The sequence below is a fragment of the Paenibacillus prosopidis genome, from assembly GCF_003337375.1.
GTDB classification, from domain to species: Bacteria; Bacillota; Bacilli; order Paenibacillales; family Paenibacillaceae; genus Pristimantibacillus; species Pristimantibacillus prosopidis.
Map to the genome: position 1 here is coordinate 44,155 of NZ_QPJD01000011.1, position 13,553 is coordinate 57,707.

A 13,553-nucleotide genomic window follows, 5' to 3' on the forward strand; every position below is an offset into this window, starting at 1 on the left:
TTCATCCCCCTATTAGCTGAATTGTTGGCTAAGCCATGCGCTTTGAGAGTTCATTTTATTAATATATGATTCCATTGCAGTGAATTGTTTATAATACCGGTTTTCCAGGTCTGCCAACCGTGTCGTCAAACGAGACATTTGATCTGTTAATCGTCTGCTCTCTTTACCAAGTAAGTAATTACTTTCAAGGGATTCTGAAACACCTGCTTTATCCTTGATTTGGCCAAAGAGGTTCGACGCCTTATCGTACAATCGAGTGGCGATCCCGTCGCTGGATTCGGTCGCACCGTCTGTGGTAAACAAAGCCATTACTTGATCCGGGTTTTCGGTAATTGCTGCCTTAAGTTTCGTTTCATTAATATATAGTTTGCCGAGTTCCGAATAGGATCCGCTAATTGTGCTGCCATTTATATTGGTGGTGGAAATACCAATTTCGGCTAAAGTTTTTAATTGCCCTGCCGGAAGTCCGCCGACTGCATCTGACAATGCACGACGAAGAGTGGTCATACCGCTTGTCAATAATTGATCGTTAGAGAGCATTCCGCTTCTGGCACGATCTTCCCATTTCTTAATTTCATCTTCGCTCATTTCTTCTCGTTGAGCATTCGTAAGCGGTTGATAGCTCCTTGCCCTTTTCTCCAACAATTCCTTATTCACTTCATCAATGAGCGAGTTGTATTTTGCAACAAAATTCTTAATGGTATCTACTGTAGAGTCTACATCCTGCGTAACATTTATGTTTACGACCGTAGCGCTCTTCTCTTTGGCTGTAAAAGTGATGTCTGCGATTTTGAATGTGTTGGATTCGTATTCGGCAGGAATATCATTAAACAGGACCTCGGCATTTGCTCCCGTTACGCTGATGGGTACTCCAGGAGTTCCGGTATTTAAAATGTCGTTCAAATCATCCGCACCTGCAAGATTAAGTGTAATCGAGGAGGATTCACCAGTAACGGAGGAATTGAAAAATATCCGATCCATCGTTGAATCATACGACGCTTTAACACCAGTTAATGCAGACTCATCGTTAATAGCCTGTACAAATTCATTGATTGTTTGTCCTGTTGTGACATCAATCGTAGCAGAACCTTTAACACCGATAATTTCAAGAGTTGTATCAGCACTAAGCCCTAAATCTCCTATGGTGTCTGAACCGCTGTTTGTAGTAAGGAGCTCTCCTGAATTAAAGGAAGGAGCCTTTGCCAGTTCATTGATTTTTATCGTGTATTGCCCTTCATTCGTAACTGCAGAGGCTGTTACAGAAACAATCCCCTCCGGAGACGTAGTTACTTTCTTTGTTAAGTAGCTGGATTGCAACTTCATATCAAAGGCTGCGTTACGAAACTCCAGTATCTTACTGTTTAACGTGCGATAATCATCACGCTTCCATTCAACCAATTGTTTCTTCTGTGATAGCTTATCTATCGGAATCCGGTGCGCACTCATTAGTTTCTTAATTATTTCATCGGTATCCATACCAGATGCAAGACCACTGATACGCATAATTAACACTCCTCTTCTTTAGCAGCTTTTATCTTTTCTCATCAATTAATATTCCAGCCATTTCCCACAACTTCGCTATAAAATCTAATGATTTTTCAGGCGGAATTTCTCGGATCACTTCCCCAGACTCACTATTCAGCACCTTAACCGCAATCATTTTCGTCTTCTCATGAACCGTAAATTCCAGATTTGTTGCCTTGCCCTGCATCGCCTTGATGGCCCTCTCAATCGCTTTAACAATTTGTTCGTCACTAACCGTGTAGTTTTCTCCGCGCAATTCCGCTTGTTTCAGCTCAACTGTATTCGTGATGATAGGGACAGATCCAGATGTGTGCTGGGTTATAAGCTTTATTGTATCTATAACAGATTCACTGGACTTGCCTCCCGAAATTACACGATCAGCAAATCCGCCAGCCCCTGTAATCGGATTATTATTGACATTCATCACAAATCAATCCCCCAGCATTCATATTCTATTAATTATATCGGAAAGTCATTGTCAAATAATTAGGAAAACAAACAAAAGAGACTCCAGATGATCAGAATCTCTCTTTAAAACTTATAATTTTGCCAAACGCTCAATGGCTAACTTGTAATTTTCCTTTGCTGATAATTCATAATACTTGATAGCCTTTGCAATATCGCCTGTCGTTTCATAATAAATACCTAGGTTATACGCTGCACGAAAGCTTCCCGTACCTTTCACGCTGTCGTACCGGCGAGTTTCACCTAATTCCAAACATTTAAGATACGACCTTTCAATATAGGGGAAGTAACTCATATACTTCTCCATGTTACTGAACACGAGCTCCATATAAAATAAACCGCAGACAAAATAAAAATCAGGATAATCCGACAAGTTGTTTTCTTCTTTTAAGATGATATCTAACCCAAGCTCCAGATTCTGATTCGCAATTATATTATACAGGTAATCAACTACGACAAGAGGCCGGAACCCATCTCCTACCGAGATAAAGGAATAACATTGTGCAAAATAACCATCTGCTATTCGATGCTTTTCTGCCATCCTATATTCCTTTGCAAGCTGAAACAATAGATAGGCGTCATTATCACATTCCTTAACTGCAAGGTGTAATATCTCCAAATTTCGATCTGATTTATTTTTAAGAAAATAACCGTCATGATAAACATCAATTGCGGTATTTATAGAGGGAAGGTCTGAGTTCACTTGTTCGTGTATTCTTCCCGAATAATTAATACCGCTTGGGAGCAAACGTGAAATAAATACTTGCGATTCCCTTAGCTCCCCCCCATGCTGAAATTTGTCCATTCGTCTTATTCGACCAATTCCTCTATTTGACTCCATAAAATCTCTAATTTCATTGGCGCAATCATTTATTATGTATTCATCTGCATCCAATACAAGATTCCAGTCTCCCGTAGATTGCTTAAGAGCATAATTCCGTGCATCCGAGAAGTTATTATTCCACACAAAATCATACACCTTCGCCCCATACCCTAGAGCAATTTCCTTCGTATGATCAATCGATCCTGTATCTACCACAATCATCTCATCGACTATGAGTTTCACACTGTCCAAGCAGCGCTTTAGATTTTCCGATTCATTTTTAACAATCATGGTAAGCGATAGTTTTTTCAATCAATCCGTTTCTCCTTCACCAATAAAATAACAAAGAGACTTTAGCAAAGCTAAAGTCTCTTTGTTTGTCATTAGAATTAACGAAGCAATTGCAGTACGCCTTGCGGCTGTTGATTTGCTTGAGCCAACATCGCTTGTGCAGCTTGAGTAAGGATGTTGTTCTTCGTGAACTCCATCATTTCTTTCGCCATATCAACGTCGCGGATACGGGATTCCGCAGCAGTCAGGTTTTCTGAAGCATTATCAAGGTTATTGACTGTATGCTCCAAGCGGTTTTGAGTTGCACCTAACAGGGAACGGCCTGCTGATACATTTTCAATCTCTGTATCAATTGTTGTAATCAAAGCAGTTGCTGTAGCAGAATCCGCTACATCAGTAGCAGTTAACGCACCAACGTTGGTTACAACATCAGTAAGGTCAATACCCGCTGTAGTAAAATCCACCGTCATAACTTGGCTTTCATTCGCACCTACTTGGAAAGTTACCGAGCCAGCTCCGTCACCTGCAGTTGCATCAAGCAATTTCTGTTTATTGAACTCTGATGTGTCCTGAATTCGCGAAATTTCTTTTCCTAATTCCGCCAATTCTTGACCCATTGCATCGCGGTCTGCTGTTACGTTCGTATCATTGGAAGCTTGTACTGCCAATTCACGCATACGTTGCAATATGGAGTGTACCTCTTGCAGTGCGCCTTCCGTTGTTTGAATCATGGAAATACCATCTTGAGCATTTTTGGAAGCCATATCCAAACCGCGGATTTGTCCACGCATTTTTTCGGAGATGGAAAGTCCGGCTGCATCGTCACCTGCACGGTTGATACGAAGACCAGAAGACAATTTTTCGATGTTTTTCCCTGCAGAACCATTGTTAACGCCTAGCTGACGATGAGTGTTTAGAGCAGCGATATTGTGATTAATACGCATTTTGATATTTCCTCCCTGAATGTTCGAATTTCCGCATCCTTGCGGAAGCTTGCGGTTAAAGGTCGGCCGCCCTACACCGTGCTACTATATATATCGACATTTCATTCCATTTGTTTATAGCTCTATGAAAAAAAATGTTTATTTTTTAAATAGTTTAGACACGTCATCAATTGATACTGGATTTATTGCAGCTGCACGATTTTCGGATTGAATAGCGAGGTATATTTCTTTACGGTATATGTCCACTTCCTTCGGTGCGCGAATGCCTATTTTAACATGATCACCTTCTACGCCAAGTACAACAATCTCAACGTTGTTGCCGATCATAATCGATTCATTGCTTTTTCGGGATAGAACTAGCATAACATTCCCTCCTTATGCTCGAATGAGCGGGGCGCGCGAGCTGTAAGTGCTGTCGTGAAGTATGAGCTGCTTCCCTACTTTTTCATTTCGATTCAGAACTAGCGGCGCCAATAAATTGAGCGTCGCTTGTGAAGGTTCTGCTGGCAAGGTAACAATAGACCATACCTCTACATCTGCTTCCGTTTTAATTAACAGCTCTTGTTTCACAGGTTCTGACAATTCCCACTCATATTCCGGGTAGATGAAGAATGGACTAACCACAAGAAGCGATATATGCTGATCCTCTAATGACTTCATTAATCTCATCGGAATATTTCCTTCTATTTCCAAAAAAATAAATTGACGTAAATTCTCGAAGCCCGGGATTCCTTGGTCGAATAAAAATACTGGTGAATCAACATTCATACAATACCCTCCTCGTTACAACCCTCATTATTTACAAAAAAAACTATAGATCTCGTAAACCTGACAGGTTACACATAAGGTCTATAGCTTCATTCTACAGATACATCTAAATTATACAAGCTGATCAATTTGCGGCGGAATGATATCCACCTTCGGGTACTGCCCTATGTATATATCAAGTCTTCCGCGTTCGTAATGATGTATAGGGCGATTAACTCCCACATTCATATTTATTCGGCCTGGTATTGTTTCTATGGAGAGCTCACCGGGTATGTAGTTGAAATCAATGTTATCGACCGAGGCTTCGCCGCGAAAGTCAAATTCCGGGAATGTCCGTTGCCACTCCCTTGCCATCTCCGCTATTGGATTGCCGCCCAGATGAATGTCCGCCATACGGTTGCCATTCTGCTCAATTCGGGCAAGTCCGCGCAACGCTATGTCAGAAGCCATTGAATATATTTTTTTCATCGTTTCCAAATTGTTGCCTAGCGCTAACGCATCCCATACGCGATCCTGATTAATATTAAGCTGTCCCCTTGATGTTGTGAAATGTTGCTCCGGACGCACTTGTTCCATTTCCACGGTAGGACGAGGCTGCTGCAGATTCTGCTTCCCGATATCCGCATCGATATTAAGCTTTGCATGCTGTAACCGGATTTCAATTTGTGGAATTTGCATGCTGGCCGCTCCTATCTCAAGAAGTCAACAAGACTTGGCCGAATGAGTTGCGCTCCCACTGATAAGGAAGCTTGGTAGACGTTCTCTTCCATTTTCATATTCGTAATAACCTCCGCCATATCGGCATCCTCTGTCTTGGACTGCATGGTCTGGAGATTAAGATTAATATCATTCAAACGATTCTCAATGATTTCAACCCTATTCATCCGCGCACCGACTTCTGCACGCTTCGTTAACATCGTATTCATACGGGTTTCGATTTGACCAATTAATTCCGACACACCTTCTTGATCGCCTGATCCCAACATGTCATGCGCACGTTGAAGCAATAGGAAAACATTATCACTACTTTCCAAATCCGCCTGACTTGCTGTCGGGGAAACGCTATTCCCAAAAACATCGCTACCTAAAGTATTAATCGATAAGCTCATTCCTGCAGATAATTCGTATTTAATCGCTCCGGTATTTGTGCTAGCATGATAGGCTTTCAGTTTTGGAGGAACAGACACTAAATCAATTGTTTCCTCCAACGCCATTGCAGGATATGGCTTGTCTCCAGTCAATTCACCATTAAACACTTGCTTGCCGTTAAACTGACTGTTTCCAATCTCAATCATCTGATTATACAACTGAGATATTTCTAATTTTACTGCATCAAGACCTGTCTGCTCCAAAGTGCCATTTGCACCCTGTACTAGCAATTCTCTCACACGTTGCATAATATCGCCGGCTTGGCCGATCGTCGTATCGGTATACTGAAGCATCGACAGCGCCGAATCGACGTTTTCCGTATATTGATCGTTCGAATCCAACTCACTCCGATAACGAAGTGCAAAAGTAATGCCTACCGGATCATCAGATGGCTTATTAATCTTCATGCCAGTGGAAAGTTGGTTCTGCAGGTTGTTCATACGCCCTTGATTTTTGGATATATTACGCAGCAATTGAGTATTCATCATCGTTTGTGTAACGCGTAATGACATAGTTTTTCACCTCCGGTAGATTAGAGTTAGAGACCAACGCGACCCATTCCGTTAATTACTTTATCTAACATTTCATCGATCATCGTCATATTTCGTGCAGCTGCGTTATAAGCATGCTGGAATTTAATCATGTTGGACATTTCTTCATCAAGCGATACGCCGCTGACGGACTGTCTGCGTGAATCCACTTGCTCGACTATGATTTGTTGGTTTGACTGCATCCGTGTCGCTGTCTCGGCTTGTACGCCGAGCTGGCCGACAACGGAGCGGAAATAAGCGTCGATCGTATTCATGTTTTCATCGGTACCCGAATCAAAGTCAAAGCGTGTGTCCCGCATTTGAGAGAACAATACAGCTAAAGAGTTGTTCCCACTAATTACCGTTTCTGAGCTATCTGCGTTAATAGTGACTCGCATTGAAGTAGCAATAAGGTTAGAATTAGCTACAATATCTGGGTTTAGAGTGATGTTACCTGCGGTCAAACCGCTGGTTCCACCTATGCTGTCCGTGAAAAAAGGCAAACCCGGATCTTGTCCGGCTAATGAATATCCTAATTGATGCAAGCCATTCAAACCATTTACGGTAACTGTAAGGTCCTCGGTCAGCGTACGATTCGCGCCTGTATATGTCACCCCGTTCAAAACAGTTCCGTTCGGCAACACGGATCCTTTAGGAAGCGTGACCTCAAACTCACCGTTAGCCATCGTTTGAACCATTTTGTTAAGCTCGCTTATGTAGCCATCAACGAAATGATCACGCGAATGAATGGTACCGTATATGGCTCCGCTATTCAGGTCGCCCGAAGCAAATGCAGTCGTTATGGCTGCTGAATCTAATTGAATAGGAGTTGTTCCTTGAACAAGCTCCGTATTCCCCATTGTAACTCTGTAACCATTCGCTTGTTCCTCTACACGAATGTTAACTAGACCGGAGAGTTCATCCGTAAGCAAGTCCCGCTGATCTCGCAAATCATTGGCATTGTCACCTAATCCTTCTATCCTGCGAATTTCCCCATTTAATTGAGCAATACTCGTAGTAAGGGAATTGACGGTATTAAGATTAATATCAACATTTTCCGTCAAGTCATCTTTTAAATCATTAAGCTGCTTTGCTGTATAGTTGAAAGCATCGGCCATCGCAAGAGTCTGTTCCATAACGACTTTCCGCCCATCGGCGTTCTCAGGGTTTTTGCTCAAATCAGACCACGAATTCCAGAAATTCGAGATAACCGTTCTTAAGCCCGTATCGCTAGGCTCATTGACGATGCCTTCCAACTTTTCGAGCGTATCGAGCTGTACCGTAAAATTGCCTTGCGATTTATTTTCATTGCGATATTGATTATCTAGGAACTTCTCTCTGATACGAGTAATCGAGCTGGCTTCTACGCCTGTTCCAAGCTGACCAGCTGCTGTAGATTTAGAGAATCCAACCGCTTCTATTGGTCTTGAAGCCGTCATGTTGACCACTTGACGCGAGTAACCTGCAGTATTGGCGTTGGCGATGTTATGTCCAGTTGTGTTTAGAGCTGATTGCGTCGTGAATAAGCCGCGCCGTGCCGTTTCTAACCCATGAAATGTCGATGCCATGGCAGTATGCCCTCTTTTCTTAAGTTCTCGTATTAAATCGACTGCTGCGATTATAGGCCATGCCCTGCACAGCCCGATGATAGGTCGCTTCTTCCTCAGTCGGTCCGAGCAGCAAATCCTGCGTAAAATGCAAATATTCCAGAGTCATCTTGACAAGCTGTTGATTAAATTCGTTAATCTCTTGAAGCTCCTTCATAACAGCAGACAGCTCTCGCCATAAGGTCTGCAGCTGCTGCTTCTCATAAGCATGATAAACAGCTTGTATGAGCTTCTCCATTTTAAAAGAGCGGTGGCTGGTCAGCTTCTGATCGAGCATATATTTTCCAATCAGGAAAATGCGCCGCTGCTCAAGCTCCAGTATATGCTGAAGGCTCTTCTTCTCTTTGCTTGAAATATACGAAATCGTCTCAACGCTATTCGCGGTAATGGCCTCTGTCTTCGCATTACCGTATTCAATAAGCTGACGGTGCTCGTCTAACAGCTCTTGCAGGATGAACAGGATTTGCTGAATATACTCATTCATTAGAGGATTACTCCTTCAAGTAAGGAAGCAGCTTCTCGGCAATCTTGCCGGCTTCCACATGATACGTGCCCGACGCCACAGATTTTTTCAGCTGTTCGATGCGTTGACTTCTCTCCGCGCTGTTTGCCTGGCTGGTCGTCAGCATTTCTTTAGCAGCCGCTGATATTTGGACCTCGTCCTTCTTATGTGCCTTGTTCGCTCCGCTCGTACGGGATTCGTTCATCTTCTGGTAGGGATTTAGTGCGCCGATTCGTTTTGGTTCGTTTATCTTCAATTTATCCACCTCATTATTTAACAGGAACTAAAAAAGCCGATTACCTTTACAAGTATTATCGGCTTCAGTCAAGTGAAATTTTATAGTCATGCAAATATTAGAAATAATTCATTTATCGATCCTTATATCTGTCAAGTCCACGATAGGCGTTGTTCGCGGCTTTCTGGGCATTAGCCTCATTTCGTTTCGCTATGTCCTCATTCATATGCTTCTTATCCTTCTCTAATCGTTTACGGCAATTGTCGCAAATATGGTTCTCACGTATAAGCGTACCGCACGATTCACATGGGTAAGACATATTTGGCGCATTTAATAAGGAAATACGGCCTTCGCGAATGAACTTCGTTATTTGCTTAATGGACACTCCGGTCGCGTCTGATACTTCAGTAATAATGGAACCCCTAAACTCACGCAAATAATTTGCGCAAAGCTCGTATTCTTTATCAATTTCCCGTATACATACCGGGCATACATCTCTAAAGTTTTTGGCAAAAAGCTTTCCGCAGCGAGGACAATTATCTAGGTTCATCGCTCTAGCCCCCTTATATATCGCTATTAAACATTAATAACTTAGGAGCGCGCCCATGTCAATACATATATTTCAAGCGGCTTCGCCGCATACTGGTGGAGCGTTTGCGAACAAGCCTCTGACGTGCTTCCTGTTGTATAAATATCGTCTATGAGCAGTACACGAATTGCCGTGTGAGTTAGATGAGCGTTTCTGACTGGATGAACAGCGTCTGTCTGAAGCTTACTTAGCTCTATATCATTTACATTAAAAAGACTCCTGGTATCGCGCATTCTTTCTGAACGGGTTTTAAAGCTTTGCTTCTCCGTATGGCGCTCGCGGACGAGCAGATGCATCAGCGGCAAACGATATCTCTGAGCAAGATATGAAGCTAGCTGCTCGGCTTGATTAAAGCCGCGGTCCATCGCCCGCTCCGAGCTGATCGGTACGTAAGTGATCACATCCCAATAATCAGCGTATTGAATCTTCTTGTGACTGCCTCGAGAAGCTGTTGCGCTTTGACGCTTCGCCAGTTCAGCAGTCATGGTCTCGAAAGCCGGAAGCAGCATATGGGCAAGCAGCGGTGCAAGCTGTTCATCGCCCCGGTATTTGTACTGGGCGAGCAGCGTCTTCATTGACTGGCTATACTGAACAGCGCTGCGGTTACATACGAATGATCGGTGCGGGCTGCGCACGCAGTCATCGCAATGAATGCCGCGCCCGCATGTTGGACACATGATGCGTGTGAGCCACGGTATTGCGGAGAGGCATTGTTCGCATAAGGACTGTCGAAGCTGAGCTGTAAGCTTCGGCGGGTGGGGACTGTTCGCGTTGCGAGTATCGTTTCGCGATTTGCCGCACATGCAGCATGCGGCAGAGTACGGAGCTAGCAGCTGCGCGGATGCTGAGAAGGCGGAGCGAAACCGCTGCAGCAAGGATGATAGCGAGCTACTCATCTGGCGTGCCTCCTTTGCCTACGGGAAGTAAATAACCCTGTTTGCGGGCTATGCGGTTCATCGTTTGAATGTGGCGAACTGCCGATACTTGCGATTGACTTCGTTCAGGGCTGCAAAAATAAACGATGCCATTAGGATCCTCCGCAGAGCGTCCTGCCCTGCCGGCCATTTGCACCAATGAAGCCTCATCAAACAACCGTCCGTCCGCATCCAAAATATATACGTCGCTTCTCGGGATCGTGACCCCCCGCTCTAATATCGTTGTCGTAACAAGCACACGGATTTCTCTGCTTCGAAAACGCTGCACCTTCTCCGCCCGTTCTGGATCTTGCGATGAAGTTGCCTCCACCGCAGGATTCCCAAGCACAATACGAAGCAGCGCAGCCATTTGCGCGGACTGTGCGATTTGCTGCACGAATACGAACAGCTGTGCATCCCGTAAAAGTGATTGCCGCATAGCAGCCAGCAGCTGCGGCGGCAGCTTACGCTGCTGAAGTATCTGCTTTAGAGCTGGCGTCCGAAGCAGCTTAGGCACAGGTAATGGATGCCGATGGTAGCGAACGGGCACCCGCGCATGAGGAAGCTTTCCGCGTCTCGCAGCTCGCTGCAGCTCATTCGGCGGCGTAGCTGACAACAGCAAGCGGGCAGCTCCAGGCATGCAGCTCTTATCCGCCGCATAATGCAGAATCGGATCACCGTGGTATGGGAAAGCATCGATTTCGTCAAGAACGACCAGATCAAAGCCTTGATAAAAACGCAGCAATTGATGTGTCGTGGAGAGGGTTATATCGCCGCTCTCCCAGCGCTGCGTACTGCCGCCGTAAAGGGTAACGACAGAAGCCTGCGGAAAAGCCTTCCGGATACGGGGATCAAGCTCGATAACTACATCGCGGCGCGGCGTTGCAATAAGCGCTTTTCCTCCCTTTAGCAATACCGACTCAACAAGCGGAAAAATCATTTCTGTCTTTCCCGCTCCAGTAACCGCCCATAACAGGAAATTACGAATGGGTTCTGCTTTCTCAGCTGGTGAATGCGGCGTAAGTTCATACGGTCCTTGTTCCACGAAGTGAAGCGCCTTCGCTGCAGCAGCAGACTGTGCCGGGCTAAGGCTCCATTTTGCAAGCCGCTGCTCCAAAGACAAATGGCCAGGGGCAATGAATGAAGTGTGATCCGCTAAAGGAGAATCACGCTGCCCTATGACGAGCAGCTCACACTCACGGCTGCGCCCCATGCCAATGCAAGCGGAGCAATAGGCGCACATCCGCCCGCACGCCGCGCATGGCGTGCGGCGCAAATGCGCCTCACCACTCCCGCAGCGCAGACATCTGCGCTCGCGCCTGCGCCGCCAAGTAGCGTCCGCTCGCCCGCCCTCACCGGCGGCGACCGCTCCGCTCAGGCGCACCCGCCCGAGCAACGTTGCAAGCTGGAGCGCTCCGCTCCAGCCCGCTGTGGCTTCGGGCCCACCAGCGCCATCTAACAGGGCGTGCGCTTCACCGCGCAATAGCGCACGTCCCTGCATCAATTCCGCGGCAAGCTTCGCCCCTGCCGCAATCTCCCTTATTTCCGCATCGCTAATCGCTAGCTCCACTCCCCATTGCTCACCACTATATGCCGCTCGCTCCCAACGTTCTGCCATGCCGAGCAGACTTGCGCCTCTCTTCACAACATGGTCTTTCTTGCGCCAACCTCCCAGACGCTTCCACCAATCTCCAATATGTGCACCTGCCTCATCCCCTGCCTCACGCTTCGCACCTTCAACGCAAGCGTTCAATCTCTCCAACGCCTCATAATCCCTGTTATTCTCACTTTTGTCATTCCAGCCATCATCCCAACTGTTAATTCCGCCTTTTGCATTCCAGCCATCATCCCCACTGTTATTTCCGCCTTTTCCGTCCCAGCCATCCTGCCTGCTCATTTCCCCACCCTTTTTCCCGCCGCTACCATTCATTCTCCCCCTCTCCCACAGCTCCACGACCCGGAAAGCATCTCCCAGCGGCAAAGCCTCCCGCCATAGCCAGCCTGAAGCCGCGATTGCCTCGTTCAAGCTCCCTGCTGCACCAAAGCTGCCGTTCATCCAAAACAGCTCGTCCACCGCAGGCTGAATCGTCGCCCGAGCTTGCCAACATCCATTAACCTCCACCACATAAACATGAGCCTTCATCCCCAACCGCTCCTCATTCTGTATTTCAGCACCCTTATAATGAACGCAAAAAAAAGCACACCCAACAACGCATAAGCGTCATCGAGTGTGCTTCACTTCAGATATTGAACTAACGCATATTATAGACTAAAAAGGCATTTTCGACAAATCCTCCGGATTTTGCAAATCAACAAGCACCGCATGGTCTGCATGCGATACAATTCCTTCTGCCTGCAGCAGCCAAAGCAATTGCGTAGCATCTGTTCCCGAAATGAACGAGCGCTTACCTCCCTTTTTTTCGTTCAAGGGGTCGATTGCTTTTGGATGCACCATCACTTCATCGCCGTCTCTAGCCAACCGTTCGACAATGGCTAGCGTCTCTTCACTCACTCCACGGTCGACAATCGTCAATCGGACATCTTTCCCCATCCTCCGCGAAAAAGAAAACAACGAACGCATATACCACTCCATATTTTTTTGCCGTATGTCCGCAACGAGCACATAGTGCTTGCTGGATTGCAATCGTCCTTGTCGAATCCGGAACGCCAGATGTACCGACAATGCAGCCAAAACATAACAGCCAATAATAAAAAGTAGAAGCTCAAACATAGCTGCCACCTCCTCTTTGTGACACTATATGCCGTGAGGAGCCCAGTGGTTCCGCAAATGTCAGGACAAGGTGACAAAATGTGCGCCCGTTCAAAAAGAGCTCCGATTTGCATTTCAATAATAGTCATACTGCGACAAAGAAACACTCTTGAGTAATTTACAATATTTGTTATCATTTTACTAAGCATTGGAGCATATGTATTTAGGTAAGCATAGCGAACGGGGGGGAAGGTGGCTTCGAACATTTATGTTATCTAGGGGAAGCGATGATGTATAATCTGCATCTGGACACTTGGATTATACGGAGCTAGTAGTGTAACCGGCCCTCTTAGAATTCAAATACATATCTAAGAGGAGTGTGAATGATGAGGTATTTAAAAAAGCCGTTGTCCCTCAGTCTGACTATTTTGCTAATTCTCTCGTTAGCGCTAGGCTCGCTGGTCATGGCGGAAGGCCAGCAAAATGAGGAATCAAGCACCGT

At 45.6% G+C, this 13,553-nt stretch carries 15 protein-coding genes and 1 riboswitch; all 15 genes read right to left on the reverse strand.

Annotated features, from left to right (window positions below):
* Positions 1 to 12: 12 nt before the first annotated feature.
* Positions 13 to 1,503 carry a flagellar filament capping protein FliD gene (fliD, locus tag DFP97_RS17730; protein ID WP_114381528.1) on the reverse strand — a complete coding sequence of 497 codons (1,491 nt, stop codon included), beginning with the start codon at positions 1,501 to 1,503 and terminating at the stop codon, positions 13 to 15.
* 28 nt (positions 1,504 to 1,531) lie between these two features.
* Positions 1,532 to 1,948, reverse strand: coding sequence for a flagellar protein FlaG (locus DFP97_RS17735; protein ID WP_114381529.1), 417 nt, complete (start codon positions 1,946 to 1,948; stop codon positions 1,532 to 1,534).
* Between the two features lie 114 nt (positions 1,949 to 2,062).
* Complete coding sequence (locus tag DFP97_RS17740; RefSeq protein WP_245976348.1) at positions 2,063 to 3,124, reverse strand: glycosyltransferase family 2 protein; 1,062 nt, start codon at positions 3,122 to 3,124, stop codon at positions 2,063 to 2,065.
* A gap of 77 nt (positions 3,125 to 3,201) precedes the next feature.
* Positions 3,202 to 4,047: a flagellin Hag gene (gene hag, locus DFP97_RS17745; protein ID WP_114381530.1), complete on the reverse strand. Its 846-nt coding sequence runs from the start codon at positions 4,045 to 4,047 to the stop codon at positions 3,202 to 3,204.
* Positions 4,048 to 4,185: 138 nt separating this feature from the next.
* Entirely contained in the window at positions 4,186 to 4,410 is a 225-nt protein-coding gene (csrA, locus tag DFP97_RS17750) for a carbon storage regulator CsrA (protein WP_114381531.1), read from the reverse strand.
* A 12-nt stretch (positions 4,411 to 4,422) separates the two neighbouring features.
* Positions 4,423 to 4,815 carry a flagellar assembly protein FliW gene (gene fliW, locus DFP97_RS17755; protein ID WP_114381532.1) on the reverse strand — a complete coding sequence of 131 codons (393 nt, stop codon included), beginning with the start codon at positions 4,813 to 4,815 and terminating at the stop codon, positions 4,423 to 4,425.
* Between the two features lie 111 nt (positions 4,816 to 4,926).
* On the reverse strand, positions 4,927 to 5,493 hold the full coding sequence (locus DFP97_RS17760) for a DUF6470 family protein (RefSeq protein WP_114381533.1): 567 nt from the start codon (positions 5,491 to 5,493) through the stop codon (positions 4,927 to 4,929).
* A gap of 11 nt (positions 5,494 to 5,504) precedes the next feature.
* Positions 5,505 to 6,476 carry a flagellar hook-associated protein FlgL gene (flgL, locus tag DFP97_RS17765; RefSeq protein ID WP_114381534.1) on the reverse strand — a complete coding sequence of 324 codons (972 nt, stop codon included), beginning with the start codon at positions 6,474 to 6,476 and terminating at the stop codon, positions 5,505 to 5,507.
* A gap of 26 nt (positions 6,477 to 6,502) precedes the next feature.
* Positions 6,503 to 8,062, reverse strand: coding sequence for a flagellar hook-associated protein FlgK (flgK, locus tag DFP97_RS17770; protein WP_114381535.1), 1,560 nt, complete (start codon positions 8,060 to 8,062; stop codon positions 6,503 to 6,505).
* A gap of 19 nt (positions 8,063 to 8,081) precedes the next feature.
* The gene (locus tag DFP97_RS17775; RefSeq protein WP_114381536.1) at positions 8,082 to 8,585 is read right to left on the reverse strand and encodes a flagellar protein FlgN; all 504 of its coding nucleotides are present in this window, start codon (positions 8,583 to 8,585) and stop codon (positions 8,082 to 8,084) included.
* A 7-nt stretch (positions 8,586 to 8,592) separates the two neighbouring features.
* Positions 8,593 to 8,859, reverse strand: a complete 267-nt coding sequence (gene flgM, locus DFP97_RS17780; protein WP_114381537.1) for a flagellar biosynthesis anti-sigma factor FlgM — start codon at positions 8,857 to 8,859, stop codon at positions 8,593 to 8,595.
* A gap of 112 nt (positions 8,860 to 8,971) precedes the next feature.
* Positions 8,972 to 9,388 carry a TIGR03826 family flagellar region protein gene (locus DFP97_RS17785; protein WP_114381538.1) on the reverse strand — a complete coding sequence of 139 codons (417 nt, stop codon included), beginning with the start codon at positions 9,386 to 9,388 and terminating at the stop codon, positions 8,972 to 8,974.
* A gap of 41 nt (positions 9,389 to 9,429) precedes the next feature.
* Complete coding sequence (locus DFP97_RS17790; RefSeq protein WP_114381539.1) at positions 9,430 to 10,323, reverse strand: ComF family protein; 894 nt, start codon at positions 10,321 to 10,323, stop codon at positions 9,430 to 9,432.
* Positions 10,316 to 12,484, reverse strand: coding sequence for an ATP-dependent helicase ComFA (locus DFP97_RS17795; RefSeq protein ID WP_245976349.1), 2,169 nt, complete (start codon positions 12,482 to 12,484; stop codon positions 10,316 to 10,318). Before DFP97_RS17795 ends, DFP97_RS17790 begins: the two co-directional genes overlap by 8 nt.
* 126 nt (positions 12,485 to 12,610) lie before the next feature.
* A complete protein-coding gene (locus DFP97_RS17800) occupies positions 12,611 to 13,072 on the reverse strand; it encodes a hypothetical protein (RefSeq protein WP_114381540.1) in 462 nt (153 codons plus the stop codon).
* Positions 13,073 to 13,322: 250 nt separating this feature from the next.
* A riboswitch (cyclic di-GMP riboswitch) is annotated at positions 13,323 to 13,406 on the forward strand.
* The last annotated feature ends 147 nt before the right edge of the window (positions 13,407 to 13,553 follow it).

Excerpts from the sequence above, each read along its gene's own strand:
- fliD (WP_114381528.1), bottom strand. The coding sequence starts at position 1,503 with ATGCGTATCAGTGGTCTTGCATCTGGTATGGATACCGATGAAATAATT.
- DFP97_RS17735 (WP_114381529.1), bottom strand. The coding sequence starts at position 1,948 with ATGAATGTCAATAATAATCCGATTACAGGGGCTGGCGGATTTGCTGAT.
- hag (WP_114381530.1), bottom strand. The coding sequence starts at position 4,047 with ATGCGTATTAATCACAATATCGCTGCTCTAAACACTCATCGTCAGCTA.
- csrA (WP_114381531.1), bottom strand. The coding sequence starts at position 4,410 with ATGCTAGTTCTATCCCGAAAAAGCAATGAATCGATTATGATCGGCAAC.
- fliW (WP_114381532.1), bottom strand. The coding sequence starts at position 4,815 with ATGAATGTTGATTCACCAGTATTTTTATTCGACCAAGGAATCCCGGGC.
- DFP97_RS17760 (WP_114381533.1), bottom strand. The coding sequence starts at position 5,493 with ATGCAAATTCCACAAATTGAAATCCGGTTACAGCATGCAAAGCTTAAT.
- flgL (WP_114381534.1), bottom strand. The coding sequence starts at position 6,476 with ATGTCATTACGCGTTACACAAACGATGATGAATACTCAATTGCTGCGT.
- flgK (WP_114381535.1), bottom strand. The coding sequence starts at position 8,062 with ATGGCATCGACATTTCATGGGTTAGAAACGGCACGGCGCGGCTTATTC.
- DFP97_RS17775 (WP_114381536.1), bottom strand. The coding sequence starts at position 8,585 with ATGAATGAGTATATTCAGCAAATCCTGTTCATCCTGCAAGAGCTGTTA.
- DFP97_RS17785 (WP_114381538.1), bottom strand. The coding sequence starts at position 9,388 with ATGAACCTAGATAATTGTCCTCGCTGCGGAAAGCTTTTTGCCAAAAAC.
- DFP97_RS17790 (WP_114381539.1), bottom strand. The coding sequence starts at position 10,323 with ATGAGTAGCTCGCTATCATCCTTGCTGCAGCGGTTTCGCTCCGCCTTC.
- DFP97_RS17795 (WP_245976349.1), bottom strand. The coding sequence starts at position 12,484 with ATGAAGGCTCATGTTTATGTGGTGGAGGTTAATGGATGTTGGCAAGCT.
- DFP97_RS17800 (WP_114381540.1), bottom strand. The coding sequence starts at position 13,072 with ATGTTTGAGCTTCTACTTTTTATTATTGGCTGTTATGTTTTGGCTGCA.